General features: G+C 42.8%; 25 protein-coding genes and 1 riboswitch. Of the genes, 6 read left to right on the top strand and 19 right to left on the bottom strand.

Translation table 11 applies throughout. The features are described 5' to 3' along the window. Nucleotides 1-28: 28 nt before the first annotated feature. From HT689_RS04740 to HT689_RS04730, 3 genes are all read right to left on the bottom strand, one after another. Entirely contained in the window at nucleotides 29-1003 is a 975-nt protein-coding gene (locus tag HT689_RS04740) for a beta-ketoacyl-ACP synthase III (RefSeq protein WP_173226329.1), read from the bottom strand. Then, entirely contained in the window at nucleotides 1003-1437 is a 435-nt protein-coding gene (locus HT689_RS04735) for a MarR family transcriptional regulator (protein WP_173226327.1), read from the bottom strand. Before HT689_RS04735 ends, HT689_RS04740 begins: the two co-directional genes overlap by 1 nt. 93 nt (nucleotides 1438-1530) lie before the next feature. Then, a complete protein-coding gene (locus HT689_RS04730; protein WP_173226325.1) occupies nucleotides 1531-2316 on the bottom strand; it encodes an enoyl-CoA hydratase in 786 nt (261 codons plus the stop codon). A 407-nt stretch (nucleotides 2317-2723) separates the two neighbouring features. Between HT689_RS04730 and HT689_RS04720 the strand changes: the two genes are divergently transcribed. From HT689_RS04720 to serS, 3 genes are all read left to right on the top strand, one after another. Then, nucleotides 2724-4088: an aspartate kinase gene (locus HT689_RS04720; RefSeq protein WP_173226323.1), complete on the top strand. Its 1365-nt coding sequence runs from the start codon at nucleotides 2724-2726 to the stop codon at nucleotides 4086-4088. Nucleotides 4089-4090: 2 nt separating this feature from the next. Continuing rightward, the gene (locus HT689_RS04715; protein WP_000079353.1) at nucleotides 4091-4462 is read left to right on the top strand and encodes a DUF956 family protein; all 372 of its coding nucleotides are present in this window, start codon (nucleotides 4091-4093) and stop codon (nucleotides 4460-4462) included. A gap of 213 nt (nucleotides 4463-4675) precedes the next feature. Beyond that, nucleotides 4676-5950, top strand: a complete 1275-nt coding sequence (serS, locus tag HT689_RS04710; protein WP_173280830.1) for a serine--tRNA ligase — start codon at nucleotides 4676-4678, stop codon at nucleotides 5948-5950. 24 nt (nucleotides 5951-5974) lie between these two features. Here serS and HT689_RS04705 read toward each other — a convergent pair whose 3' ends face one another. The 6 genes from HT689_RS04705 to zapA form a co-directional block, all read right to left on the bottom strand. Next, nucleotides 5975-6874 carry a TDT family transporter gene (locus HT689_RS04705; RefSeq protein ID WP_173280827.1) on the bottom strand — a complete coding sequence of 300 codons (900 nt, stop codon included), beginning with the start codon at nucleotides 6872-6874 and terminating at the stop codon, nucleotides 5975-5977. Nucleotides 6875-7006: 132 nt separating this feature from the next. Further along, on the bottom strand, nucleotides 7007-7555 hold the full coding sequence (locus tag HT689_RS04700; protein ID WP_050223066.1) for a carboxymuconolactone decarboxylase family protein: 549 nt from the start codon (nucleotides 7553-7555) through the stop codon (nucleotides 7007-7009). A gap of 217 nt (nucleotides 7556-7772) precedes the next feature. Next, complete coding sequence (locus tag HT689_RS04695; RefSeq protein ID WP_173226318.1) at nucleotides 7773-9095, bottom strand: sodium:alanine symporter family protein; 1323 nt, start codon at nucleotides 9093-9095, stop codon at nucleotides 7773-7775. 90 nt (nucleotides 9096-9185) lie between these two features. Next, nucleotides 9186-9274, bottom strand: a riboswitch (glycine riboswitch). Nucleotides 9275-9437: 163 nt separating this feature from the next. Further along, complete coding sequence (locus HT689_RS04690; RefSeq protein ID WP_173226316.1) at nucleotides 9438-11774, bottom strand: endonuclease MutS2; 2337 nt, start codon at nucleotides 11772-11774, stop codon at nucleotides 9438-9440. A gap of 102 nt (nucleotides 11775-11876) precedes the next feature. After that, nucleotides 11877-12425, bottom strand: a complete 549-nt coding sequence (locus tag HT689_RS04685) for a CvpA family protein (RefSeq protein ID WP_000624513.1) — start codon at nucleotides 12423-12425, stop codon at nucleotides 11877-11879. Continuing rightward, entirely contained in the window at nucleotides 12422-12724 is a 303-nt protein-coding gene (gene zapA / locus HT689_RS04680; RefSeq protein WP_000002019.1) for a cell division protein ZapA, read from the bottom strand. Before zapA ends, HT689_RS04685 begins: the two co-directional genes overlap by 4 nt. Nucleotides 12725-12810: 86 nt before the next feature. Between zapA and rnhC the strand changes: the two genes are divergently transcribed. The 3 genes from rnhC to HT689_RS04665 all read left to right on the top strand — a co-directional run bounded on the left by rnhC (nucleotide 12811) and on the right by HT689_RS04665 (nucleotide 16919). Further along, a complete protein-coding gene (rnhC, locus tag HT689_RS04675) occupies nucleotides 12811-13692 on the top strand; it encodes a ribonuclease HIII (protein WP_173226313.1) in 882 nt (293 codons plus the stop codon). A 3-nt stretch (nucleotides 13693-13695) separates the two neighbouring features. Beyond that, nucleotides 13696-14310 (top strand): signal peptidase I, encoded by a 615-nt coding sequence (lepB, locus tag HT689_RS04670; protein WP_050314087.1) that lies wholly within the window; start codon nucleotides 13696-13698, stop codon nucleotides 14308-14310. A 242-nt stretch (nucleotides 14311-14552) separates the two neighbouring features. Further along, nucleotides 14553-16919, top strand: coding sequence for an ATP-dependent RecD-like DNA helicase (locus tag HT689_RS04665; protein ID WP_173226312.1), 2367 nt, complete (start codon nucleotides 14553-14555; stop codon nucleotides 16917-16919). Nucleotides 16920-16966: 47 nt separating this feature from the next. Here the strand turns inward: HT689_RS04665 and tig are convergent, their stop codons facing one another. From tig to cbpF, 10 genes are all read right to left on the bottom strand, one after another. Continuing rightward, entirely contained in the window at nucleotides 16967-18250 is a 1284-nt protein-coding gene (gene tig / locus HT689_RS04660) for a trigger factor (protein ID WP_016399077.1), read from the bottom strand. A 92-nt stretch (nucleotides 18251-18342) separates the two neighbouring features. Next, on the bottom strand, nucleotides 18343-18999 hold the full coding sequence (locus HT689_RS04655; RefSeq protein WP_173226310.1) for a DNA alkylation repair protein: 657 nt from the start codon (nucleotides 18997-18999) through the stop codon (nucleotides 18343-18345). Continuing rightward, nucleotides 19000-19632, bottom strand: a complete 633-nt coding sequence (locus tag HT689_RS04650; protein WP_173226308.1) for a response regulator transcription factor — start codon at nucleotides 19630-19632, stop codon at nucleotides 19000-19002. Between the two features lie 13 nt (nucleotides 19633-19645). Beyond that, on the bottom strand, nucleotides 19646-20641 hold the full coding sequence (locus HT689_RS04645; RefSeq protein WP_173226306.1) for a sensor histidine kinase: 996 nt from the start codon (nucleotides 20639-20641) through the stop codon (nucleotides 19646-19648). Next, entirely contained in the window at nucleotides 20638-21336 is a 699-nt protein-coding gene (gene liaF / locus HT689_RS04640) for a cell wall-active antibiotics response protein LiaF (protein ID WP_001224652.1), read from the bottom strand. The genes HT689_RS04645 and liaF overlap by 4 nt, the downstream gene beginning before the upstream one ends. A 76-nt stretch (nucleotides 21337-21412) precedes the next feature. After that, nucleotides 21413-22423, bottom strand: a complete 1011-nt coding sequence (gene fni / locus HT689_RS04635; RefSeq protein WP_173280825.1) for a type 2 isopentenyl-diphosphate Delta-isomerase — start codon at nucleotides 22421-22423, stop codon at nucleotides 21413-21415. Beyond that, a complete protein-coding gene (locus HT689_RS04630) occupies nucleotides 22407-23414 on the bottom strand; it encodes a phosphomevalonate kinase (protein ID WP_173280823.1) in 1008 nt (335 codons plus the stop codon). Before HT689_RS04630 ends, fni begins: the two co-directional genes overlap by 17 nt. After that, nucleotides 23401-24354, bottom strand: a complete 954-nt coding sequence (gene mvaD / locus HT689_RS04625) for a diphosphomevalonate decarboxylase (protein ID WP_173280821.1) — start codon at nucleotides 24352-24354, stop codon at nucleotides 23401-23403. Before mvaD ends, HT689_RS04630 begins: the two co-directional genes overlap by 14 nt. Continuing rightward, nucleotides 24336-25214, bottom strand: a complete 879-nt coding sequence (gene mvk / locus HT689_RS04620; protein WP_173280819.1) for a mevalonate kinase — start codon at nucleotides 25212-25214, stop codon at nucleotides 24336-24338. Before mvk ends, mvaD begins: the two co-directional genes overlap by 19 nt. 122 nt (nucleotides 25215-25336) lie before the next feature. After that, entirely contained in the window at nucleotides 25337-26302 is a 966-nt protein-coding gene (gene cbpF / locus HT689_RS04615; protein ID WP_173280816.1) for a choline-binding protein CbpF, read from the bottom strand. Between the last annotated feature and the right edge of the window lie 77 nt (nucleotides 26303-26379).

The following is a 26379-nucleotide window of genomic DNA, read 5'->3' as shown; positions in this document are numbered from 1 at the left end:
TATAACAATGTGTTCACCACATGATTACCTAAATTGTAAGAATGAGTGTGCCCCAGGTCAAGCCTCCACCGAAGCCTGATAGCAGAACAGTCTGGCTACCATCTAAAGGGATGAGACCTTGTTCTACACACTCTGAAAGTAAAATCGGGATACTGGCTGCACTGGTATTGCCATATTCCATCATATTGGCTGGAAGTTTGGCTCGGTCAACACCAATTTTTCTAGCCATCTTATCCAAAATACGGAGATTAGCCTGATGCAGTAGCAGATAATCCAAGTCTGTCGCCTCTATAGGAGATTCATCAATAGTCTGCTTGATAGACTTGGCTACATCTCGAATGGCAAAATCAAAGACTGCGCGTCCATCCATCTTCAAAAATGAATCTGCATTTTCTTGATCTGAAAATGGAGAATGCAGGCCTGAATGTCCATAAGTTAGACACTCGCTTCGTGAACCATCGCTATTGAGACTCTCCGCTAGGAAATGTTGCTTATCGCTAGCTTCTAACAAGACGCCACCAGCACCATCTCCAAACAAAACAGCTGTTGATCGGTCCGACCAATCGACTGCCTTAGAGAGGGTTTCACTACCAATCACCAAGCCTTTTTGAAAGCGACCAGAAGCGATAAACTTTTCAGCAGTTGAAAGAGCAAATACAAATCCACTGCAAGCTGCTGTTAGGTCAAAAGCAAAGGCCTTATTAGCACCAATATTAGCTTGAACACGAGCAGCTGTAGAGGGCATCATCGAATCTGGAGTGATGGTAGCTAGGATAATGAAATCCAACTCCTCCCCTGTGATTCCAGCTTTTGCCATCAGTTTCTTGGCAACTTCTGTAGCCAAATCACTAGTAGATTCTGTTCTTGAAATATGCCTTTGTCGTATTCCCGTCCGACTTGAAATCCACTCATCATTGGTATCCATAATCTGAGCCAAATCATGATTTGTAACCACTTGCTCTGGCACATAATGAGCAACCTGGCTTATTTTTGCAAAAGCCATTATCTCAAATCCTCCAAAAATTGATAAAGATTGGTCAAACCTTTGCTCATAACCTCAATTTCTTGCTTACTCATACCATCAATGATTTTTTCAACCATGGCCTTGTGGAAACGTTTATGTAGCCTATGAACCAAGCGACCTTTCTTTGTCAAATGCAGATGTACCACACGACGATCATGTTCTGAACGAATGCGTTCAATGTAACCCTTGCGTTCGAGATTATTCAAACTAGTCGTAACGGTCCCAAGAGTCACCATCAACTCTTTTGACACTTTACTTGGTGTCACGTCTGGGAATTTCCCAATCACATCAATCGTATGCATTTCTTTGATGGAGATATCCTTGAAACGACTACCCCTCAAGCTCACTTCCTCAATGACAAGGACATTGTTAAATATAGATGTTAAATATTCATTAATTCGTTGGTAGTCCAATCTTTCTTTCCCTCCTTCTCAAAAAAACTTTTACAATCAAAACATTTGACAAGAGAATTATATCAAAGTTCAAAGAATGATGCAAGTATTTTTTTATTTTCCTGTAAATTTAGGTCTTCTTCTCTCAGAATGGGCCCGCACTCCTTCTTTGAAATCCTCTGTTTGAGCTAAGGATTCCTGTAGGTTCAGTTCTAAAGTAGCGTAATCCTGCCAGTCTTTAAATTGGCTCTCCCAAACCAACTTTTTAATGGCTGCATAGGAATTACTTGAACCACGTCTTAATTTTTTAAGAAGCTGTTCTCTCGTCTTTTCAAATTTTTCAGCTTCAGAAACGCGGTAAACCAGTCCCCATTCTAGGGCTTTTTCTGCGGTTAAAGCCTCTCCTGTCATGGCTAATTGAGTTGCACGCGTCACACCGATACTGCGGCTCAAGAGATGAATTCCTCCTGCATCTGGAGCCAAGCCGACGCCAACAAAGGCTTGGATAAATTTAGCCTTATCCGTTGCAAGACAGAAATCTGCCGCAACAGCCATATTGGCTGCGGCACCTGCAACAGCACCGTCAACTTCCATTAAAATAGGTTTGGCTATTTGCTTGATTTTATAGGAAATCGTATTGACCAACTCTGCGATTTTTGTCAATGATGGAATATCATCCTCATCCACTGCCCGCTTCATCTCTACCAAATCTCCCCCAACTGAAAAGACTTTGCCATTGGCATTGATTAAGATAAAATGCACAGCCGGATCCTCTTCTGCCAAAGTCAGGGCTTCTAAAATCTCCTCACACATGGAAATATGAAAGCCATTTGCAACCTCAGGACGGTTCAAGGTAAGGATTGCCAAATCCTCTTCAAGTTGATAAATAATATGTTCCATCTGGACTCCTTTTTGTTTTTATAAGCAAGTTATACTCTTCGAAAATCTCTTCAAACCACATCAGCTTCGCCTTGCCGTAGGTATAGTTACTGACTTCGTCAGTTCTATCCACAACCTCAAAACAGTGTTTTGAGCTGACTTCGTCAGTCTTATTTACACCCTCAAAGCAGTGCTTTGAGCAGTCTGCGGCTAGCTTCCTAGTTTGCCCTTTGATTTTCATTGAACATTAAATTATTTTATTTTCAAAGTATATCTTTTTTAGGAACAGAAAGCAAGAAAAAATTGACTGAAAGTGTCTCAGCCGATTGGAAAGGCGCGCTTTAGGCTAGAAAACATCTTATTTTCCAGATTGAAAAAAGGCTTTCTTTCTGCTATAATCGTATAAAATACTTACTTTAGGAGTTCTTATGAAAGTTGTTAAATTTGGAGGTAGCTCTCTTGCCTCTGCTAGTCAATTAGAAAAAGTTTTAAACATCGTAAAAAGCGATCCAGAGCGTCGTTTTGTAGTTGTTTCTGCACCAGGAAAACGCAATGCTGAAGATACTAAGGTTACGGATGCCTTGATTAAATACTACCGCGACTATGTTGCTGGTAACGATATTAGCAAGAGCCAAAACTGGATTATCGACCGCTATGCTGCTATGGTTAGTGAATTAGGACTGAAACCAGCTGTGCTAGAGAAAATTTCAAAAAGCATTCGTGCCTTGGCAAGTCTTCCTATCGAAGAAAATGAATTTCTCTACGACACTTTCCTAGCAGCCGGTGAAAACAACAATGCTAAATTGATCGCAGCCTACTTTAATCAAAATGGGATTGATGCACGCTATGTTCACCCTAGAGAAGCTGGTATTGTGGTCACAAGTGAACCTGGTCACGCTCGCATTATTCCATCAAGTTATGACAAGATTGAGGAATTGACAAATGCAAATGAAGTCCTTGTCATTCCTGGTTTCTTTGGAGTTACTAAGGAAAATCAAATCTGTACCTTCTCACGTGGAGGATCAGACATTACAGGTTCTATCATTGCTGCCGGTGTTAAGGCAGACCTCTATGAAAACTTTACGGATGTTGATGGTATCTTTGCAGCCCACCCAGGTATTATCCACCAACCACACTCGATTCCTGAGTTGACCTACCGTGAAATGCGTGAGTTGGCCTATGCAGGATTCTCAGTTCTTCATGACGAAGCCCTTCTTCCTGCCTACCGTGGAAAAATTCCTCTGGTTATCAAGAATACCAACAACCCTGACCATCCAGGTACTCGTATCGTTCTAAAACACAGTAGTGATGAATTTCCAGTTGTGGGAATTGCTGGTGACTCAGGCTTTGTCAGCATCAACATGTCGAAATACCTTATGAACCGCGAGGTTGGATTCGGCCGCAAGGTTCTACAAATCCTTGAAGACCTTAACATCGGTTGGGAACATATGCCAACAGGTATCGACGATCTTTCAATCATTCTCCGTTCTCGCGAACTAACTCCTATCAAGGAAGAAGAAATCCTGCGTCAGTTGGTTCAGAAGGCTGAAGTAGACCATGCAGAAATCGAACACGACCTTTCTATCATTATGATTGTTGGAGAAAAGATGAAGAGTCATATCGGAGTCACTGCTACTGCGACACGCGCTCTATCTGAAAACAAGATCAACATCCAGATGATGTCTCAAGGTTCTAGTGAAGTTTCTATCATGTTTGTTGTCAATAAAGACCAAGAGAAAGCAGCTATTAAAGCCCTCTACAATGCCTTTTTTGGAGAAAGTAAGGAAGACTAATCATGGCCCAATCTCTTAATAAAACAGTGCTTCTCAGCACGACAGGCACTTCCTACCTCTCTATCGCTGGAAAAGTTGGGAAATTCCTTGTCGGAGATCAAGCCTTAGAATTTTACCCAGACGTCAATGTCGAACAATTTATCCAGATTCCTTGGGGGCATATCAATCAGATTGGAGCCAATGTCACTGGACGAAAAATCAGTCGCCACTTCGAAGTCTTTACAGACAAAGGAAAATTCCTCTTTGCTTCAAAAGACTCAGGTGCTATTCTCAAAATTGCACGCGAAAAACTGGGCAATGACAAGGTCGTCAAACTTCCTACCCTGATTCAGACAATTAGCCAAAAATTTAAAAATCTATTTGCAAAAAAGTAGAAACTTTAGTATAATCATAGCAACGGATAAGTAGGTTATCTTCTTCTTTCAGAAAGTCTGCGGGTGCTGCGAGCAGATAGGAGGGATAGGTGAAATTCTACCGTTAGTAACAATTACATACACAATCAAGTGCACACCTGTGAAGTTGGATGGAACCGTGGCCCTGCCACTCCAACGCTTTGTCAGGTGTGCTTTTTTCATAAAGGAGTTCTTATGTTAGATATCAAACGTATTCGTACAGATTTTGATGCTGTCGCAGAAAAATTGGCTACACGTGGTGTAGATGCTGCTGTCTTGAATGAGATGAAAGAAATCGATGCTAAACGTCGTGACATCTTGGTCAAGGTTGAAACTTTAAAAGCAGAACGCAACACAGTTTCTGCTGAGATTGCCCAAGCTAAGCGCAACAAGGAAAATGCAGATGACAAGATTGCTGCCATGCAAACTCTATCTGCTGATGTCAAAGCCTTGGATGCTGAATTGGCAGAAATCGATGCTAAATTGACAGAATTTACCACTACTCTTCCAAATATTCCAGCTGATAGCGTTCCTGTTGGGGCTGACGAAGACGACAATGTGGAAGTTCGTCGTTGGGGTACTCCACGTGAGTTTGACTTCGAACCTAAAGCTCACTGGGATCTTGGTGAAGACCTTGGTATCCTTGATTGGGAACGCGGTGGTAAGGTAACAGGCGCTCGCTTCCTCTTCTATAAAGGCCTCGGTGCTCGTTTGGAACGTGCTATCTACAACTTTATGTTGGATGAGCATGGCAAGGAAGGCTATACGGAAGTCATCACACCATACATGGTTAACCATGATTCTATGTTTGGTACTGGTCAATATCCAAAATTCAAGGAAGATACTTTTGAACTCAGCGACAGCAATTATGTCCTTATTCCTACAGCTGAAGTTCCTCTGACAAACTACTACCGTGATGAAATCTTGGACGGCAAAGATCTTCCAATCTACTTCACTGCTATGAGTCCATCATTCCGTTCTGAGGCTGGTTCAGCTGGCCGTGATACTCGTGGCTTGATTCGTTTGCATCAATTCCACAAGGTTGAAATGGTCAAATTTGCCAAACCAGAAGAATCTTACGAAGAATTGGAAAAAATGACGGCCAACGCTGAAAACATTCTTCAAAAACTCAACCTTCCATACCGTGTCGTTGCTCTCTCTACTGGAGATATGGGCTTCTCAGCTGCGAAGACTTACGACTTGGAAGTGTGGATTCCAGCCCAAAATACTTACCGTGAAATCTCAAGCTGTTCAAACACAGAAGATTTCCAAGCCCGTCGTGCCCAAATCCGTTACCGTGATGAAGCAGATGGCAAGGTGAAATTGCTCCATACCTTAAACGGTTCTGGACTTGCAGTTGGACGTACAGTGGCTGCTATTCTTGAAAACTACCAAAATGCAGATGGTTCTGTGACCATTCCAGAAGCTCTTCGTCCATACATGGGTGGAGCTGAAGTTATCAGACCATAAAAAATAAGGTTTAGCTATTTCTAGCTAGACCTTTTTTCGTAACCAAATTAGATAAGCACCTAATACAAAGAGCAAAATGATTAGGCAAATAGCGGTTTCAGCCACTACCAGATAATCCAGAAATGGAAGTTTCAAGATTCCCTGAGCCATCTTGAGCGAGGTAGCTGTGATAATGGTTGGGAAGGTAAGGGCTGAAAAGGCTGGTTGAAAGCCTTGTTTTAAAATGTTGGGCAGGCGAGTCAAAACAAAGAAAAAGAAGGATTGAGAAGCCAAAATCATAACGATTAAGAGCCAAGTTGGTAGGCTGGCTCCTCCAACTCGAACCAGGGAAGCCAAGAGCAGAGAGAAGGGAGCACAGTAGATTCCTTCTTGTCCAAGCAAGGCTACGGGGAGTGGATGTTTCTTTAAATCGCTATAAATAAGGGGATAGAGATAGAAGGTAAGAAGAAAACCAAAACTCAAGGTCGCATAGGCAATCTCGATAATGCCTACAAGAGGATAGGTCAAGGCAGCCACTGCTATCCCCACATAGAGAACAGTCCAGCTCGGAGTAGCATGAACCCTCCGACCAGGACAAGCAAACTTGATGGTAAAACCAGCAATCAAGGCCAAATCCAAGAGAAATGAAAACCACCAGATTCCTTGTGCTACCAGAGGAAGCTGAGGGAATACGCGAAAGACATAGGTCGATAAAATCATTCCAGCCATGGGAAAAGTAGCCATCCCTGACAAAAGAGGAGGCTTAGTCAATTCTTGCTTGGTTTCCTTCCAATTAAAAAGATGCAGAATTAGAAAGTAAATCCACAAAATCAAACCTGTCAGACTAAACAGATGTGACAGAACTGGCAACGTATCTAAAATAAGATTTCCAGCTCCTGCCAAACCTAGCAAACAACCTGAAAATACTAAGGGGAGTTTTTTCATCCTAACCTCCAATAATCATGTTAGTTTCAGTATAGCATAAAAGCGCTTATCAGTATAGCATAAAAGCGCTTAAATGAGGACTTAAAAAAACGAAGTCCGATTATTTCAGACTTCATTTTACTCAGATATGAATTAAGCATAAGGTTGCAATTCTGGGTTAATTGGGGTATTGGCTAGGTTGTTGGCATAGTTACAGAGGCTTGCTAGGCTGACACCCAGAACCACATCCAAGGCATTTTGTTGCGTGTAGCCAGCTTCTAAAAACTCAGCTAAGGCTTCATCTCCTACACGACCCTTGGTATTGATAACTGCCAAGGTAAACTTAGCTAGGGTGTCCAATTTAGGATCTGTTTCAATTGGAGTACGATTGCGAAGAGCTTGAATCAAGTCATCATTCATCTGGATTTGTTTGATGGAAAAGGCTGTGTGACCTGCGACACAGAAGGCACAACCATTGGTCACGGCTGCTGTGATTTGCACCACTTCACGCTCAACGGGTGTCAGGCTGTTGCGACGGTTGATAGATGCGACAGTTCGGTAGGCTTCTAAAGCAGTCGGTGCATTGGCCAAGAGACCGATTAGGTTGGGAATATAGCCATTATTATCTTTTTCTACTGTTTCAAGAACCTCTTTCACTTCTGCTGGCGCTGATTCTACTGTATGGATTGTAAATGTTGTCATAAGATACCTCTTTTCTTGTTATTGACACTAATATTATTGGAAAATCTTATAAAATCCTGATTCCTAAGTTTATCTAAGACAAAGCTTTATTCCTCTCATAAGATTTTCGTTGTATATTAGTTTATCACACTTCCAATCACTTGCATAATATATATTATATATCAGCTTGATAAAAAACATTTATAGGCAAAAAAATCACACGCCATGTGTGATTTCATTATTTGTCAAAATACTTTTTAGTTTCAGTAATGACAACTGGCGACAAGACCAAGAGGGCAATCAAGTTTGGCAGAGCCATCAAGGCATTGACAATATCTGCAATAATCCAGACCATATCCAACTCGATAAATCCTCCCAACAAGACCATGAGCACAAAGACCACACGGTAGAGCCAGATAAAACGAACACCAAATAGGAACTCGAAACAGCGTTCTCCGTAGTAGTTCCAACCTAGAATCGTTGTAAAGGCAAAGAGTACAAGGAAGATGGTCAAGAGGGCAGGCCCAAAGTGTGAAAAGACTGTTGAGAAGGCTGACTGAGTCAAGGCAACCCCATTTAAGTCACCACTCCAAACACCAGTTACCAAGATGGTCAAACCAGTCAGAGTACAGATAATGAGGGTGTCAATAAAGGTTCCTGTCATGGAAATCAAACCTTGCTCTACTGGTTCATTTGTCTTAGCCGCAGCAGCTGCAATGGGAGCAGAACCCAGACCAGATTCATTTGAGAAAACACCACGCGCCACACCATTTTGAATAGCCATCCGAACGCTAGCACCAGCAAATCCACCTACCGCAGCAAGGGGACTAAAAGCTGAGGTAAAGACTAAAGCGATTGTGGCAGGGACTTTCTCAATATTAAAGAAAATAACTGTAAGAGTTCCCAAAATATAAATGATAGCCATAAAAGGAACAACAGTAGTTGAAACCTTTGAAATAGACTTGAGTCCGCCAAAGACTGCAATCGCTACAAAGACAGACAAGACGAGAGCTGTGATAGCTGGCGAAATAGCCGTTGTATTTTGGATAGATTCTGTAATCGAGTTGACTTGGGTGAATGTTCCGATTCCCAAGAGAGCAACCAGTACTCCTGCTACTGCAAACAAAACAGCCAGGGGACGCCACTTTTCTCCCATTCCTAGAAGGATATAGTGCATGGGACCTCCCGCTACTGCACCATGGTCGTCCTTGGTGCGGTATTTGATGGCCAAGAGTCCTTCCGCATACTTGGTAGCCATTCCAAAGAAAGCCGCCATCCACATCCAAAAGAGGGCTCCAGGTCCCCCCACCTTGATAGCCGTCGCAACCCCTATGATATTCCCTGTTCCAACGGTTGATGCCAAGGCTGTACACAGAGCTGCAAAACTGGATACATCACCATGTCCCTTATCCTGGATAAAAATAAGTTGAAAAGCCTTGGGCAGACGCAAAACCTGCAAGAGCCCTAGCCGAATAGTTAGGTAAAACCCTGTTCCGACCAAGAGAATCAAGAGGGGCGGTCCCCAAGCAAAAGCATCGATTGATTTAAGCAATTCTAACATTTCCTTCTCCTATCCTTTCAACCCCAAAAGAAAGAGCACATGCAAGATACATGTACTCTGGAATGCTTAGATAAATGCTAAAAAGCGGTCTATCCTAGCTCTGTCCTTTTACCTGAGAGTTTGAGCAGTTGCCTGCCTTGCCCCTTCGGTGCCTTTACGGTCTCTCCAGAGTTCCGTCCATTTACAGTCATGGAAAATCAAACGATTCCCCACTTCTATTAAACTTCATTCGGTGTTGGTATTTAATTGATTCTTATTTTACAAAAAATGTTGGCTTTTGTCAATGTGTTTATTAGTAAAAATTAGTTCAACAGTTTTTACTTTATAAAGTCCAGAATACTGCTATCCTTTAAAGGTCACAATAGTCGCACCACTGCCTCCAGCATTTTGTGGGGCATAGCCGAAACTCTTGACATGTTTGTTTCTTTGTAGATATTTAGTGACACCTTCACGGATGACACCTGTTCCGATACCATGGATGATATCGACTTGGGCCATATTGTTAAGCAAGGCTTGGTCGATAAAGGCATCTAGCTCATTCATGGCTTCTTCATAACGCTTGCCTCGAAGGTCCAGTCTGGCTTGAGGTCCTCGACCAGAAGTTCGTTTCACAACATTGACTTGTTTCTTCTTGACTTGCTTTTCTTGCTGGGCTTGAACAAGGTCAAATTCTTTTTCTTCCAAGGACATCTTGATCAAACCAACTTGGGCTTCCCAACGGCCGTCCTTAAGCTGACTTGTCAAGGTACCACGCTGACCGTAACTGAGAACCACGATATCATCTCCTACCTTTGGAGCTCGTTTTTTCTTAACTTTTTGAAGGACCTTGTTTTTAGACAAATCTACTTTTTCAGGAGCCAATTTTTTCAACTTGGCCTTGGCTTCTATGATTTCGTGGGGTTTAAGTTGAGATTTGCTGTGGAGATTTTTGAGAATCTGGTCACTCTCACTTAGAGCCATGTCCACAATCTCAGCAGCCTGTTCACGCGCCTTATTAAGCTCGGTTTCCTTTTCACGATTGAGCTCGTTGTAAAGTTTTTTGAGCGCACGGTTCATCTTGAGATTTTCTTGCTCCACCTCACGGATATTGTCCAAGCGTTTACGGCTTTCCAGCGTCTGCTCTTCCAGTTGCTCAATAATCCGGTTGACATCATTGTCCTGATCAACCTGCTGACTGGCATCCCCTACGATAACTTCAGATAAGCCTAGACGTTTGGCAATTTCAAAGGCATTACTTCGACCAGGAACGCCCTGCATAAAGCGATAGGTCGGGCGTAGAGTTGCAGTATCAAACTCCATGCTGGCATTTTGCACAAAGGCTGTCTCAATACCGTAGGCCTTGAGTTCGGGATAGTGGGTGGTCGCCATGGTCTTGACTTGACGCAGGCGAAGGTCCTCCAGAATAGCCATGGCAAGGGCGGCTCCCTCTTGAGGATCGGTACCAGCCCCCAACTCATCCAAGATTAAGAGTGAATGTTGGTTAACCTTGCCAAGAATATCCACAATATTGGTCATGTGGCTAGAGAAGGTAGACAAGCTCTGCTCAATAGACTGCTCATCTCCAATATCAGCAAAGATTTCTTCAAAAATACCCACACGACTTCCCTTGTCTGCTAAAATTGGCAAACCAGACTGAGCCATAACCTGCGTCAAACCCAGAGTTTTAAGCATGATGGTCTTCCCACCTGTATTGGGACCTGTAATGACAATGGCTGTTAAATCCTGACCAAAATGGACATCATTTGCGACGGCATTTTTGACCAAAGGATGGCAGACATGTAGCAGTTGAATCTCTTGATTTTCTGACAGCTTAGGAACGACTGCTTGCCTTTCTTGGATAAAGCGGACCTTGGCACGAATCAAGTCCAGATGGCCGATAATCCAAGCGTCATTAGCAATCTCAGCCGCATGAGGGCGAACACGCTCCGAGATTTCTTGGAGAATGCGAAGCATTTCATAGCGCTCATCTGCTCGCAGACTAGCGATTTCTTCGCTCAGTTTGACCACCTCACGGGGTTCGATATAGACGGTGTTTCCGCTGGCAGAAATATCATGGACGACACCTGCAATCTTATTACGGTAAGTGTTTTTGACAGGTAGAACCTGACGGCCATTTCTGCTGGCAATAATCCCTTCTGTCAACATCTGCGCTTTTTGCTTGAGCAGATCCTGTAAAACATCGCGTACCTGACTCTCGCTATCATGGATTTTTCGACGGATGCGCGCCAATTCTTCACTGGCAAAATTTTCAATGAAACCTGCATCATTAAAGGCTTGGAGATTTCCTTGTAATTGCGGAAAATCATGTAATTTCTCAAACCAAAGGGCTAATTCTTCCAAGCTGACATTTTCCAGATTAGCATAAAAACTTTGCAGTTCTCGGCTGGCAAGAAGTACGCGCTTCAAGAGTAGGAACTCCTCGATATTGAGGTCCGCTCCCATCTCCAACCTCTTGCAGACTCCTGCGATTTCCTTAGTTGCGAGAATAGTAAAATGCGGTTGCTCGACAAAGAGAGCCTGCATTTCCTTCATCTCAGCAAAAGCCTGTTTGATTTTATCTGCTTTGGCAGTCGGAGCCAGCTGTCTCAATTGCTCCAAGCCCTGCTCGGTCAACAAATGGGGTTCAAACAAAGCCTTGACCTTATTGAACTCTAATGTTTCTAATATTTTCTTATTCATCGTTATTTCCTTGTCTTTGAATGTCTAGGTGCGGTAGCTTTTTACATTCTGATAGATTCTAGTCAATCTGTAAACAAAGGGCTAGGAAATTTCCTGCCCTTTTTATCCGATTAAATTTGTCACCCAGATTTGTTTGAGCCAACTGGTTGTTACCGGTATGCTCTGGATGATGTGTTTTGCGACGATACTCTTTTCAAGAGGATTTTGTATAGCTGCCATGGGGATGGTCGCCAAGATGGTCAAAGCCATTTGCAAGACAAATAAGGTCACCAACATGGACAAGATACCTGCTGAAACTTGGAACAACTTGCCACCAAGCTTTTTACTAGGAATCAAGTGTAAGAGGAGACCAAGTAAACGACCGATGCTATAGACAATCCCAAATACAAGCAAGTAGCCGATCCCTGCGTAAAAGACCTTATCCAACTGAAAGAGTTGATCCGATGGGAAAAAGAAAGTTCCCTGACCTTCCTGCGGATTTGCATAAGGGAGCAGCAAATGAAATTGCTCTCCCAGTCCCTTATAAAACTGGCCAGCCACAAAAGCCGATGCCATGGCTGAAATCAGGTAATAAACCTGTAAGAGCAGACCTCTCCGATAGCCGATATAAAATCCCCAAGCCAAGACCAATAGAAGAAGGAGTGAAATCATAAGGAATCCTCAATCTTGCTCTGTTCTTGCTTACAAGTCACAAGCTTGTGACGGAGTTCTTCTAATTCTTGCTCCTTATCATCAAATTCAATCTCACGGCTGAGTTGAGTTGACAAACAGTTGACTGCCAACAAAAGAGCGATTGTTTCATCATCTGCGCTAGGCATTTGTTCTTTAATTGCTTGGTATTTTTCTGTCGCAACCTTGGCGATTTCCTCCATAAAAAGATTATCATGCTCGCTTGTCAAGGTTAATGATTTTTTCCCGAATGTAAATTTGAATCGATTTAGATTTGCCATAAAATTCACCTCACGATATTATACCAAAATTCGCTAATTTTGTCAGTTTTTACAAATTTGCCTGCTTTTATGGTACAATAGAAACTATGGCAAGTATAACACTCACACCAAGCGAAAAGGAGATTCAGGCTTTTCTTGAACACTATCAAAGCAGTCTGGCTCCCAGCAAGAATCCCTATATTCGCTACTTTTTGCGACTACCTCAAGCAACGGTTTCTATCTATACTTCTGGAAAGGTCTTGCTTCAGGGTGAAGGAGCTGAGAAATACGCTCGTTTCTTTGGCTATCAAGCTGTAGAGGAAACCAGTGGACAAAATCTCCCTTTGATTGGGACGGATGAGGTTGGAAATGGTTCCTACTTTGGTGGACTTGCAGTTGTGGCTTCCTTTGTCACACCTGACCAGCATGCTTTCTTGCGAAAACTCGGTGTGGGAGATTCTAAAACTCTGACCGACCAAAAGATCCGTCAGATTGCCCCTATCCTCAAGGAAAAAATCCAACACCAGGCACTCCTTCTCTCACCCAGCAAGTACAACGAGGTCATCGGAGACCGCTACAATGCTGTTTCGGTTAAGGTTGCCCTCCATAATCAGGCTATCTATCTCCTCCTTCAAAAAGGTGTTCAGCCTGAGAAAATTGTGATTGATGCCTTTACCAGTGCTAAAAATTATGACAAGTACTTGGCACAAGAGGCCAATCGTTTCAGCAATCCTATCAGCTTGGAAGAAAAAGCTGAGGGCAAATACTTGGCTGTCGCAGTTTCTTCTATCATTGCGCGTGATCTCTTTCTGGAAAATCTTGAAAATCTGGGACGAGAGCTGGGCTATCAGCTACCAAGTGGAGCTGGAACGGCTTCTGATAAGGTAGCTAGCCAGATTTTGCAAGCCTATGGTATGCAGGGACTTAACTTCTGCGCCAAACTGCACTTTAAAAATACTGAAAAAGCGAAAAAACGCTTAGAAAGGTAAATTATGAATTCATTTAAACATTTCTTAAAAGAGTGGGGATTGTTCCTCCTGATTCTGTCATTACTAGCTTTAAGTCGTATCTTTTTTTGGAGTAATGTCCGCGTAGAAGGGCATTCCATGGATCCTACCCTAGCGGATGGAGAAATTCTCTTTGTCGTTAAGCACCTCCCTATTGACCGTTTTGATATCGTGGTGGCCCATGAAGATGATGGGAATAAGGACATCGTCAAACGTGTTATCGGAATGCCTGGCGACACCATCCGTTACGAAAATGATAAACTTTACATCAATGATAAAGAGACGGATGAGCCTTACCTAGCTGACTACATCAAACGTTTCAAGGATGATAAACTCCAAAGCACTTACTCAGGCAAGGGATTTGAAGGAAATAAAGGCACTTTCTTTAGAAGTATCGCTGAAAAAGCCCAAGCCTTCACAGTTGATGTCAACTATAACACCAACTTTAGCTTTACTGTCCCAGAAGGAGAATACCTTCTCCTCGGAGACGACCGCTTGGTTTCGAGCGACAGCCGCCATGTAGGTACTTTTAAAGCAAAAGATATCACAGGGGAAGCTAAATTCCGCTTCTGGCCAATCACCCGTATCGGAACATTTTAAGAAATCGAAGAGGCCGAGAATCACCAATCTCAGCCTCTTCTTCTATCGTGAGAATATGATTATTCACTATCCAGTTTGATTAAGATAGAAACAAAATTATACTCAATGAAAATCAAAGAGCAAACTAGGAAGCTAGCCGCAGGTTGCTCAAAACAGTGTTTTGAGGTTGCAGATAGAGCTGACGTGGTTTGAAGATATTTTCGAAGAGTATTAACTCTCACCTATTTATGCAAAGGAATCTTATGGAAGTTTATTTTTCAGGAACCATTGAACGGATTATTTTTGAAAATCCCAGCAATTTTTATCGCATCCTCCTCCTAGAAATCAACGATACGGACGCAGAGGATTTTGATGATTTTGAAATCATTGTCACGGGCACCATGGCTGATGTAATTGAGGGAGAAGACTATACTTTTTGGGGACAAATTGTCCAGCACTCCAAGTACGGGGAGCAGCTGCAAATCAGCCGTTATGAACGCGCAAAACCAACTAGCAAAGGGCTTGTCAAATACTTTTCAAGTAGCCATTTCAAGGGAATTGGTCTCAAGACAGCTCAGAAAATCGTGGATACCTATGGCGACAATACCATTGACGAGATTCTGCAACACCCAGAAAAGCTAGAAGGCATTGCAGGACTATCTGCAAAAAATCGCGAGGCTTTCGTCTCCACCCTCCGTCTCAACTACGGAACCGAGATGGTTTTAGCTAAACTGACCAACTACGGCATTCCCAACAAACTAGCCTTTCAGATTCAAGATTTTTACAAGGAAGAAACCCTTGATGTGGTTGAAAATTATCCCTACCAATTGGTTGAGGATATCAAGGGTTTGGGATTTACCATTGCTGACCAATTAGCGGAGGAACTAGGCATCGAAAGTCAGGCTCCTGAACGCTTTCGTGCCGGTCTAGTTCACAGTCTTTTTCAGGCCTGTATGGAAACAGGGGATACCTATGTTGAAGCACGGGATTTGCTAGAACAAACCCTTACTCTCCTTGAATCTTCTCGCCCCGTGGAACTGGACCCCAGCCAAGTAGCCCAAGAACTCTCCTACTTGATCGAAGAAGACAAGGTTCAGCAGATTGATACCAAGATTTTTGACAACAGCCTCTTTTTCGCTGAGGAAGGCATCCGTAGTCACTTGGTTCGTATCCTTGAAAAAGGAAAACAGAAGAGCCAAGATTTAGAAACCATTCAAAAACATATCACTACTGTCGAAGAAGATCTGGGGATTAAGTACGATAGCATTCAAAAACAGGCGATTTGTGACGCTATCCAGAACAAGGTCTTTATCCTGACAGGTGGACCTGGTACTGGTAAGACAACTGTTATCAATGGGATCATCGCTGTTTATGCCCTTTTAGAAGGACTTGATCTCAGGAAGAAAAGCAACCTGCCGATTCTTCTTGCTGCTCCAACTGGCCGAGCAGCTCGTCGCATGAATGAATTGACAGGCTTGCCTAGTGCGACCATACACCGTCACTTGGGAATGACAGGCGACGATGATACCAGTCATCTTGAAGATTATCTGGATGCCGACTTTATCATCGTGGATGAATTTTCCATGGTGGACACTTGGCTGGCCAATCAACTCTTCTCCAACATCTCTTCTAACAGTAAAATCCTCATCGTGGGTGACAGCGACCAGCTGCCTTCTGTCAGTCCTGGACAGGTTCTAGCGGATCTACTTCATATTCCCTTGATTCCTCAGACTCGCTTGGAAAAAATTTACCGACAAAGCGAAGAATCAACTATCGTCACCCTAGCTAGTCAGATTCGACAGGGTATCTTGCCAGCCGATTTCACCCAGAAAAAAGCTGACCGTTCCTACTTTGAAATTGCTAGCGGCCATATTCCTGCTACGATTGAAAAGATCTTAGACGCTGCTCTCAGAAGTGGTATTCCTGCCCGTGATATTCAGGTTCTGGCTCCCATGTACCGAGGGACGGCAGGGATTGATGCTATCAATCAGCTCATGCAAAACCTGCTCAACCCACCACAAAAAGATCAAGTCAGTTTTAAAGCTCCCCAGTGCCATTATCGTAAGGGCGACAAGGTCATTCATTTGGTCAACGATGCTGAAATCAATGTCTTTAATGGGGATTTGGGAGCTATCACAGACCTGATTCCTGGTAAATACACCGAGTCGAAACAAGACGAGATTGTCATTGATTTTGATGGCAACGAGGTCTCTTACCCACGTAACGAATGGTACAAGATTCGCTTGGCCTATGCCATGAGTATCCATAAATCCCAAGGAAGTGAGTTCCCTGTTGTCATCCTACCTATCACCAGTGCTAGTAGGCGTATGCTGGAGCGCAATCTCATCTATACAGCTATTACACGCGCCAAAAGCAAGCTTATCTTACTAGGCGAATTACAGGCCTTTGACTATGCTACCCAGCACATCGGAACTGCCCGAAAAACCTATCTGATTGAACGCTTCAGTGATTTAATTGAAACTATTGAAGAAAAGCAACAAGCGGTCTCTGAAACAGCCACATCAAGTACCTCTGAACAATCCTACATCCTAACCGAAGAAAACTGGGACAGCATCCCGGCCATGATTGGGATTACAGACGCAGACCTCAAAGAGATTTTTAGAAAATAGTGTATCAGAAAACCCACCTAGGCAGGTGGGTTTTTTGTCTATTAAGATTATTTAACTGTTGCTGTGCTTGTGATCAATTCAACAGCTTTTTTGATTGTGATATCGTGTTTCAACATATCAGCTGAAAGCAAGCTTTGTACTTGTGCAACTTCCATGTTGTAGTCTGCTGCCAATTGCTCAACTTCTTTTTGGATTTCTTCTTCTGAAGCGTCAAATCCTTCAGCTTTGGCAACTGCTTCGATAACAAGGTTAGTCTTAGTACGTGACTCAGCTTCTGCTTGGTATTGATTGTGAAGGTCTTCTTGAGTAGTTCCAGTGATTTGGAAGTACATGTCAGGGTTGATACCTTGACGTTGCAAGTTTCCAAGGAATTCATTTACTGAACGGTGAACTTCTTCGTGAATCATTTCTTCTGGAAGTTCTACGATTTCAGCGTTTTCTACAGCTTTATCAATTGCTGCACCTTCAACTGCATCTTTGTAAGCTTCTTCTTTAGCAGCAGCCAATTCCTTGCGGTATTTTTCTTTCAATTCAGCAAGTGTTTCCACTTCTTCGTCGATGTCTTTTGCAAGCTCATCGTCAAGAGCTGGAACTTCTTTAGCTTTTACTTCGTGGATAGTTGTTACGAATTTAGCTTCTTTACCTGCAAGGTCTTCTGCTTGGTAGTCTTCTGGGAATGTTACGATAACATCAACAGTTTCACCAGCTGAGTGACCTACCAATTGGTCTTCGAAACCAGGGATGAATTGACCTGAACCAAGTCCAAGTGAGAAGTTTTCACCTTTTCCGCCATCAAATTCAACACCGTCGATAGAACCAACGAAGTCGATGACAACAGTGTCACCATTTTCAGCAGCTGCTTCTTTGATAACCAATTCAGCCAAGTTGTTGCGTTCGCGTTCGATACGCTCTTCAACGTCAGCGTCAGTTACTTCTTTTTCTACATCAACTGATACTTCAAGGTTTTTGTAGTCACCCAATTTTACTTCAGGTTTTGTAACAACTTCAGCAGTGATAACCCAGTCTTGACCTTTTTCCATTGAAGTTACATCAATTTTTGGTTGAGCAACCACTTCAAGACCAGCTTCTTTTACAGCTGCTTCATAAGCGTTTGGCAAAAGAGCGTTCATAACGTCTTGGTAAAGTGACTCTTCACCAAATTTTTTGTCGAAGATAGGACGTGGAAGGTGACCTTTACGGAAACCTGGAACATTAAGAGATTTCTTCACTGAGTTGAAGACACGATCCAATTCTGGTTTGATTTGGTCTTGAGAGATAGTGAAAGTCAAGACACCACGGTTTGTTTCTTTGTTTTCAAATGATACAGACATTCTGTCATTTCTCCTTAAAATTTTTTAAATACAGTCTATTATAACATAACTGGGCGACTTTTTTCAAGTAATGAATGCGCTTTTCAATCACGCTAGAGGTACTTGCTTGCTTCTTTGATACTAAGGTCAGCCATTCTTTCCTTGTTTTTCTCAATGAAGCCTGCTACCCAAGCTGGATTCGTTTTGGAGTAGTCTCTCAGAGCCCAGCCAACGGCTTTATTGATAAAGAATTCTGTTTGGTTCAAATTATGAAGCAGAATCTTTTCCATTAATTGAACATTGGTCTTCTCTTTTCTTAACAACTGGTGGTCAATAGCGACACGTCTCAGCCAGATATTATCTGATAGGCTCCATTGGAGGATTATTTTTTCCAGTTCCGGCTTGTCATACACCAAACTCCCTACTACTCGATCTAGGATATCCACCGTATCCCACCAAGATTTGGTAACAACCAACTGCTCTAGCTTAGGCAAATCGCTGTCCTTTAGATAAGACTGCATGGCTTTCAAATAATTTGCAGCCACATACTGGTATTCTCTAGACTCTTTTTCCCAGCAAGTGTCTACAAAATCCCAATCGATAATCTTTGTTTTTTTCGCTTCTGGAAAATATTTTTTATAGAGTTTATTTCTTTCTGGCGCCGCAACGCCTAGAAAGGAAAATTGATGACGCATATAGGCCTCCATAGGCCCTGCTTTTTGAGGATCTTTTGCTGCTTCTAGCTCCTCAAGTAAATCTGTTAGACTCATCTAAAACTCCTCATGCCCTACCAAATGATGCTGAAAGGCATAGACCGCTGCCTGGGTGCGATCGCTGACTTCAAGTTTGGCAAGAATGTTGGACACGTGGGTCTTGACCGTCTTGAGAGAGATAAAAAGTTCATCTGCGATGCGCTGATTTTCATAGCCCTTGGCGATAAGTTGGAGTACATCTCGCTCACGCGCAGTCAGGTCCTCATGTAGTTCTATGTGATTGCGGTGGTATTCGACTTTTTTGCTGACCTCTTGTTCAATAGCCAGCTCGCCAGCAGCCACCTTACGAACAGCATGGAGTAGTTCGTCTGCACTAGAAGTCTTGAGCATATAGCCCCTAGCACCTGCATTTAAGACAGGCATGATTTTTTCATTGTCCAAATAAGAGCTCACAATCAAAATCTTGGCTTCAGGCCATTCTTTGAGGATAGCCAAGGTCGCATCAATTCCATTCATCTCAGGCATGACGATATCCATGACAATGACATCCGGACGCAATTCCAATGCCAACTCAATCCCCTGAGATCCGTTGGACGCCTCACCCACAACTTCTACATCGTCTTGGAGGTCAAAGTAGCTTTTCAAACCCAAGCGGACCATTTCATGGTCATCTACTAGTAAAATTTTCATCTTTACTCCTTTATCATTCCTTATCTAACAGGGGAATACGGATATCAACTGCCAGCCCTTGCTTGGGAGCTGTTAATAACTGAACTGTCCCTGCCATATCTTCAACCCGCTCCTTGATATTGCGGAGTCCATAACTCAAGTCGTCTAAACTCCCTAACTGGAAACCAATCCCATTATCCACCACCTTCAGTTGCAATTCAAAATCCGTCTGATAGATATAGACATCCAAACAGGAGGCCTGGGCATGGCGGAGGGTATTGCTTATCAACTCTTGCAGGATACGGAAGATATGCTCCTCGATTTTCTTGGGCAATTTCGTCACATTTTGCTTGAAAGCAACCTTGAGATCACTCTTGTCCTCAAGCTCTTTTAAGAGGATTTGGATTCCCTCAACCAGACTCTTCTGCTCCAATTCAACTGGTCGCAAATGCAGAAGCAAGACCCGCAAATCCTTCTGGGCTGTTTCTAAAATAGCTGTGACACTCTGCAACTGGATCTGCATCTTTTCTCTATTCAATTTCAAAGCCTGCTGACTGATACCCGATAAAATCATGTGGGCCGCAAACAACTCCTGACTGACCGTATCATGCAAATCCCGAGCAATCCGCTTTCTTTCCTTCTCAATGATTTCCTCTTCCTGAGCAAGGCTGTGATTTTCAGCCTTTTGAAGAGCTTCTGTCAAAAGGTTAAGTTTCCCAGACAAGGACTTGAAACTGGCATCCAAATCTGGATCGGCAACCTGAACCACTTCTTGCCCTGCCAATAAACGCTTGAGATTAGCCTGCATTTTTCTTAGAGAAAGCTCTTCAATACCTCGCCAAAATAGGGCTAAGAGACAGGTCATGGACATGCTGAACACCAACAACAAAAAAACAAATTTTTCTGTTTTTTCGACATCGTGCAGGAAAATAGACCAGTCAAAATCAAGAATTTCCATCAAGCTGTGGGAGAAAAATAAGACAAACAGAAAGGAGGTGAGAGCAATGATTACATAGGCTTGTTTTTTCATCCTCTGACCACCTCAACATCCCCAATCATAGTGGTCAAGAAAATCTTGACACTCTTGTTACTCTTAAGATAGTCTCTTGTTTCTTGATGATAGTGTTCATTGCGGAGCGCTCGCTTGGGCTGGTTGAAAAAAGTCAAATCCCCATAGAGACAGTTGACACTGAGACTGACTTCCACATCTACAGGTACGATGATTTTGGTCGTTCCTACCATCTTTCTGAGGATAATGACATTGTCATGATTGGTTAGGATGACCCTCTCCAGATGAATAGTGTCCTTCCCCATGAGACGAAAGAGATTGATATCATCAAATTGGCAAGTCTGGTAGCTTGAAAAATGATGGAGATTTCCAAACCAACGATTTTTCTCCTTCTTAACCGTCACCACCTCTTCAAACACCAAATTGGTTTGCTCTTTTTCCTGATTCATCATCGGATAAAGAAGAAAGAGGCTGTATATAACCGCAACAAAAATAGCTAGAATCACAAAAGGATTGAGCATGACGATAAAAAAGAAGAGAATGGTTGCCACCACTAAAAGAAGATTATTGCCCTCTTTACCAGTGTAATAGCGAATCAAAAGCAAAAAGAGGAATAAAATCAGCAGAAAACGCGAAAAATGCTCTGATACCATCAAAATCAGAGCTCCTGTCAAAAGACAGGCTTCAATAAATAAAAAGATTTTAAATTTTCTCATAGGTTCATCCTCTCCCTTCTATTTTATCACACTTCAAAAAAGTCACCTCGGTCTGAAGATGGAAAAAAGGCGGTGGTTACGCCTTTTTCATCTGATCTTTTGCTTCTTTTAATTTTCCATAAAGAAGATAGTCTACTTTTTGCAGATCTGCTATGGTGGCACAATTAAGGGCACACATAATCAAGCGTAGATCATCTTTCCAGCCTTGGACAATGCCAATCACTTCTTCAACTGAATAGGTTTCAACCAATTCCAGAACGGTTCGTGACAATCCCACAGCCTTGGCTCCAAAGACCAAGCACTTAATCATATCCAGCGGATTCCGAACGCCTCCACTGACCAAGAGTTCGACCTTGTCTTTCCATTCTTGGGCATTGAGAAGGGCCTGCATAGTGGACTGACCCCATTGATTGAGGTAGTCACGTTGACCACTGCGACGGTTTTCAATATAGGCAAAGCTGGTACCACCACGACCTGATAGATCCACTGTACGAACACCCAGTTCATAGGCTCTTTCAATGGTCTTGGCATCCATTCCAAAGCCCACTTCCTTTAAAACGATTGGAACAGGGATTTGCTTGCTATAGTCTGCCAGATGCGATTGCCAGCTTCTGAACTTTCTTTCTCCCTCGGGCATGAGCAACTCCTGCATAACATTGACATGCACCTGCATGAGAAGAGGATGCATCTCTTCTACAGTCTGAAGACCTAACTCGACAGGCTTGTCTAATCCAATATTGGTTCCAAGAAGGAGATTTGGATGGCTAGATTTGACAGAAAAAGAGTCATCTGTTGAATCTTTGAGGGCTGCGCTATAAGAACCCGTCACAAATAAAATTCCACAGGTTTCTGCCACTTGAGCCAACTTTTGATTGATTTCTTTACCTTTTTCACTCCCACCTGTCATGGCATTGATATAAAAAGGAAAGTCCCACTTTCGACCAGCAAATTCTGTCGACAGATCGATTTCATCCAGGTCGTAAAGAGGCAAGGAAGAATGAATCAACTCCACCTCATCAAAGCTATTATAGGAACTTTTCTGCTCAAGGGCATAGCGGATATGCTCGTCCTTACGATTTGTCGTCATGTCCTATCCTTTCTTGGTATAAGAGCTCAATCCCTAGATCGGCCCAACGATTTTTTAAGGTTTCGGTTGATTGCACATCAAAACTCAAGGCAATCCCACAGTCACCACCACCAGCACCGCTACTCTTGGCAACAGCCTGCAAATCTTGACTGGCTTCTTTCAACTGTCTAAGCGAAGTCGTGTAAATATCCGCGCTCAAGCCTTCTAAGATCTTGCTTGCTACTTCTACTTGCTCGATAATTTTTTCTGCTTCCCCCTGCTCCAAGGCTTCTACCAAAGCAGCTACCGTTTCTTTTGAGGAACTTAAAAAATTCTGATTGATATTTTGTTTGATTTGCTGGACCATGTGACTTGATACAGCCACTTCCTTGGTCCATCCTACTAGGAAATCGCATTCTAGAGTTGGTTTCACTTGTGAGATGGAAAAGCCCCAATCACGTTCCAAAACTGTCGCCAAGTTTTCTTCTTCCAACCAAGCAGCTACCTTCTGACGATCAAATGACTGGTAGAGAACCAATTCCTCTGCCACAATACAGGCAAGGTCCCCCATGGAACCATTGTCTCCGCGCTTGAGCAAGACAGCACTGGCCAGCTTGAATAAGAGCTCCTGATCAACCGTAATATCATATAGAGTCAGCAGGGCCTTGATGACCAAGACAACGACGCTACCGCTAGAACCTAGACCAAACTTTTTCCCTTCCCGTTCCATTTTTCCTCGAATTTCCAAAGAAAAAGGTCGCAAGGTCTGCCCACGATAAACGAGAAAATCTTCCACTAAAGCAATCGCTTCTTGAATCAAGCTATAGTCAGGATTTGGCGTTAAATCCACTGCGAAATCAAACATATCCGAATAAATACGGTAACTATCAGAAAAAGCAATCTCGCCCTTCATATAGATGGGAATAGCCTTTATCAAGGCTAACTGCCCAGGCTCTAAAATAGCATATTCGCCTGCCCAGTAGAGTTTCCCACAAGTTTTAACAGCAATCATCTTGGCTCAAATCCTTTGTTTTTGACACAATCAAGCGATAACGTTGACCGAAGATTTCTGATAAATGCTCCAAGTCTTTCTCCTGACAGAGGACCTTGACATTGGGACCAGCATCCATAGTAAAGTAACATGCCTCTCCTTGCTCACGGAGCTGGCGAACAAAGTCCATGGCTTCATAAGACGCATCCGTCAGATAAGAAAAGGCTGGTGATGCTGTTTTGGTCGTAGCGTGCATAGCCAGGGCATTTTCCTCCGTTAACTCCCCAACCTTGGCAAAGTCATTTTCCTTGAGATAAACCAGCATATCCTGATAGTCTTTCTCAGACTGACGGACCCAGTCATCAAAAGTCGTCGAAGTTTCCACACAGAGTTTCATCCCGTCACGGCTAGAGATTGGTTTTTTCTTATCCTCTAGTACCAACATAATCATAGCTAGTTTCAAGTCTGTCTCTACAGGGTAAATTTCTCCGCTATCCTTATCCCAAGCACCTAGTGGTCCATAAAAACTCCGAGAGGAAGATCCTGAGGCAAACTTCGCTTCCTGCGCCAACTGACTTCTATCCAATCCAAGTTTGAAATAGGCATTGCAAGCCTTGACCAAGGCGGACAAACCACTCGAACTTGAGGACAAACCCGCTGCGGTCGGCATATTGTTTTGAGTATCGATACGAACAAAGCCTTCACCATCTGGACGATAACGGTCAATAATCTTACTCATCTTAATATGCTCAGCCTCATTTTGTAGCTGACCATTGATATAAAAGGCATCAGCTGTCGCATCCGTCGGTAGAGATGACAAGGTCGTCTCCGTATACATATTTTCCAAAGTCAAAGAAATACTGCTAGTAGCAGGCACCATCTCTTTCTCTTTTTTCTTTCCCCAATATTTGATAATAGCAATATTTGCGTAGGAACGTACTGTTACAGGCTCTCTATCCATGTCTGAACAGCTCCTTTCTCTTCTAATCTTTCTGCTAGTTCTTGTGCGTGTGTCAAATTGTCTGCCAAGGCTATGATACAGCCTCCAAGCCCACCACCGCTCATCTTGGCACCCAAAGCACCATGGCTAAGAGCCGTTTCAACCAGAGAATCCGCCTCAGGGCTACTGACACCAATTTCTTTTAGATGTAAATGCGCTTGACTGAGGATTTGTCCTAGTCCTTCAGCATCTTTTTGTGAAATCGCATCTTCTGCCTGCTGGGTCAATTCTCCCAAGGCATGCAAAAACGGCAGGGCATCCTTGCCCTTGTTTTGAACCATCTGGATGGCTTCACGAGTGTGACCATAAACGCCCGTATCGGCAATCACCAAATAGGCGGATAAATCCATCTCAAGCTCTGTAAATCCTACGTTCTTAATAAAGCGAATAGGCTGGTCACTGAGACAGGTCTTAGCATCCAAACCACTAGGATTCATATGAGCAATCATCTCCGCCCGATTGACCAAGATTTCTAGTACATCATGAGGCAGTTCTGCCTGATAATAGTCAAATACCGCACGAATGGCCGCTATGCTGATAGCTGCTGACGAACCCATTCCCCGTTTTTCAGGAATAGCCGAGTCAATCTCACAGCGAATGCAGGCTTCTTTGATATTCAAATACTCCAGAGAAGCATAAACTGCCATGGACAAGGTATCCTCCTCATAGAGACGCCAAGGACTTTCAGCAGGGACCACCTTACAAGTCACCTCCACCTCCAAAAGAGGCAAGGAAATAGCAGGATAACCGTAAACGACCGCATGCTCCCCTATTAAAATAATCTTACTATGTGCCTGACCGACACCAACTTTTTTTGTCATTTTTTCCTTTTACTAGACGAAAAAGCCGTCTCATTTTTTCATACAAGTATTTATTCTCTCCTATCTATTTTATTATATTTTCACAAAAAAAGCGATTGTTTCATTCACAATCGCTTCTTTCATTATTGAATCCATTCGCCATTATAATTGACAGAATAGCCATCTACAGTGGTATTCACTGCTAAAGCACCTGAGCTATAAGCATAGTACCATTTACTACCGACCTGGAACCAACCAGTTGACATTGCTCCTGATGAACGAAGATAGTACCACTTGTTACCAAGGTATTGCCAGCCCGTTTTCATATCACCATTTTCAGCATCTAGATAATACCAAGTTGAGCCTTCCTGATACCAACCAGTTGACATTGCTCCTGATGAACGGAGATAGTACCACTTGTTACCAAGATATTGCCAACCAGTTTGCATAATACCAGTTGTTGGATCTAGATAATACCATGGAGCAGCTTTTAGCTTATCTTCATCATATGTAAGAGGAAAATCCTTAACCCAACCACGTGCTAGCTCCCCAACAGTCAATCGGTTGATGCGAGAATCAAAACCACCATCCTTCAGTAAATAATACCAGTGCCCCTCATCATAAATCCAACCAGTTTTTAAGGTGTGATAACTACGTTGATCTTCAAAATAATAGACTCGTTTCTCTGCTGGACTATTATATTGTTCCCCATGATGCTTGTTGACATTTGTAGCTGTTTTTGCTTCTAAAACTTGCTTCCCAACAAATTCTTGTAGTACCCCATCTTGACCAAAGTAAAACCAATCTGGTCTAAAAGCAACATCTTGCCTTATAGAAGAACCAATCGTAACCCCTTCGTGTGGAGCAGGTATATATTGCCAGCCGACAACCATCTCTCCAGATAAAGGATCAAAATAATAGTACTTACCATCAATCACTCGCCAGTAGGTTTCTTTGAGTTCCCCCTTCTTGTAGTAGGTTCTACCATTTTCTTGGACAAATTGCCAACCTTCTGAATCAGCATCATCCGCCAATACTGCACTGGTCGCTAGCAAACCAAAGAAAAAGACTGCTAATGCAATTTGCATCAATTTTTTTATTGTTTTCATTAGATATATCCTCCATAACTGATTGTAGCAAATACAAAATTTTATGTCAATATATAAAGAAATCACATAAAAAGCAG

Origin of the sequence: Streptococcus sp. 2342, assembly GCF_013276795.1 — a bacterium.
Lineage (GTDB): Bacteria > Bacillota > Bacilli > Lactobacillales > Streptococcaceae > Streptococcus.
Note: the sequence above shows the minus strand (reverse complement) of the source record. Positions and strands in the feature narration are given on the sequence as shown.

Coding starts and splice junctions, on each gene's coding strand:
- HT689_RS04700 (WP_050223066.1), bottom strand. CDS start 7,555: ATGACAACATTTACAATCCATACAGTAGAATCAGCGCCAGCAGAAGTG.
- HT689_RS04695 (WP_173226318.1), bottom strand. CDS start 9,095: ATGTTAGAATTGCTTAAATCAATCGATGCTTTTGCTTGGGGACCGCCC.
- HT689_RS04715 (WP_000079353.1), top strand. CDS start 4,091: ATGGCCCAATCTCTTAATAAAACAGTGCTTCTCAGCACGACAGGCACT.
- HT689_RS04685 (WP_000624513.1), bottom strand. CDS start 12,425: ATGATTTCACTCCTTCTTCTATTGGTCTTGGCTTGGGGATTTTATATC.
- HT689_RS04740 (WP_173226329.1), bottom strand. CDS start 1,003: ATGGCTTTTGCAAAAATAAGCCAGGTTGCTCATTATGTGCCAGAGCAA.
- fni (WP_173280825.1), bottom strand. CDS start 22,423: ATGACGACAAATCGTAAGGACGAGCATATCCGCTATGCCCTTGAGCAG.
- HT689_RS04655 (WP_173226310.1), bottom strand. CDS start 18,999: ATGAGTCTAACAGATTTACTTGAGGAGCTAGAAGCAGCAAAAGATCCT.
- liaF (WP_001224652.1), bottom strand. CDS start 21,336: ATGAGAAAATTTAAAATCTTTTTATTTATTGAAGCCTGTCTTTTGACA.
- HT689_RS04690 (WP_173226316.1), bottom strand. CDS start 11,774: ATGAATAAGAAAATATTAGAAACATTAGAGTTCAATAAGGTCAAGGCT.
- cbpF (WP_173280816.1), bottom strand. CDS start 26,302: ATGAAAACAATAAAAAAATTGATGCAAATTGCATTAGCAGTCTTTTTC.
- HT689_RS04665 (WP_173226312.1), top strand. CDS start 14,553: ATGGAAGTTTATTTTTCAGGAACCATTGAACGGATTATTTTTGAAAAT.
- HT689_RS04720 (WP_173226323.1), top strand. CDS start 2,724: ATGAAAGTTGTTAAATTTGGAGGTAGCTCTCTTGCCTCTGCTAGTCAA.
- serS (WP_173280830.1), top strand. CDS start 4,676: ATGTTAGATATCAAACGTATTCGTACAGATTTTGATGCTGTCGCAGAA.
- HT689_RS04730 (WP_173226325.1), bottom strand. CDS start 2,316: ATGGAACATATTATTTATCAACTTGAAGAGGATTTGGCAATCCTTACC.
- HT689_RS04630 (WP_173280823.1), bottom strand. CDS start 23,414: ATGATTGCTGTTAAAACTTGTGGGAAACTCTACTGGGCAGGCGAATAT.
- mvaD (WP_173280821.1), bottom strand. CDS start 24,354: ATGGATAGAGAGCCTGTAACAGTACGTTCCTACGCAAATATTGCTATT.
- tig (WP_016399077.1), bottom strand. CDS start 18,250: ATGTCTGTATCATTTGAAAACAAAGAAACAAACCGTGGTGTCTTGACT.
- rnhC (WP_173226313.1), top strand. CDS start 12,811: ATGGCAAGTATAACACTCACACCAAGCGAAAAGGAGATTCAGGCTTTT.
- zapA (WP_000002019.1), bottom strand. CDS start 12,724: ATGGCAAATCTAAATCGATTCAAATTTACATTCGGGAAAAAATCATTA.
- HT689_RS04645 (WP_173226306.1), bottom strand. CDS start 20,641: ATGAAAAAACAAGCCTATGTAATCATTGCTCTCACCTCCTTTCTGTTT.
- lepB (WP_050314087.1), top strand. CDS start 13,696: ATGAATTCATTTAAACATTTCTTAAAAGAGTGGGGATTGTTCCTCCTG.
- HT689_RS04650 (WP_173226308.1), bottom strand. CDS start 19,632: ATGAAAATTTTACTAGTAGATGACCATGAAATGGTCCGCTTGGGTTTG.
- HT689_RS04705 (WP_173280827.1), bottom strand. CDS start 6,874: ATGAAAAAACTCCCCTTAGTATTTTCAGGTTGTTTGCTAGGTTTGGCA.
- mvk (WP_173280819.1), bottom strand. CDS start 25,214: ATGACAAAAAAAGTTGGTGTCGGTCAGGCACATAGTAAGATTATTTTA.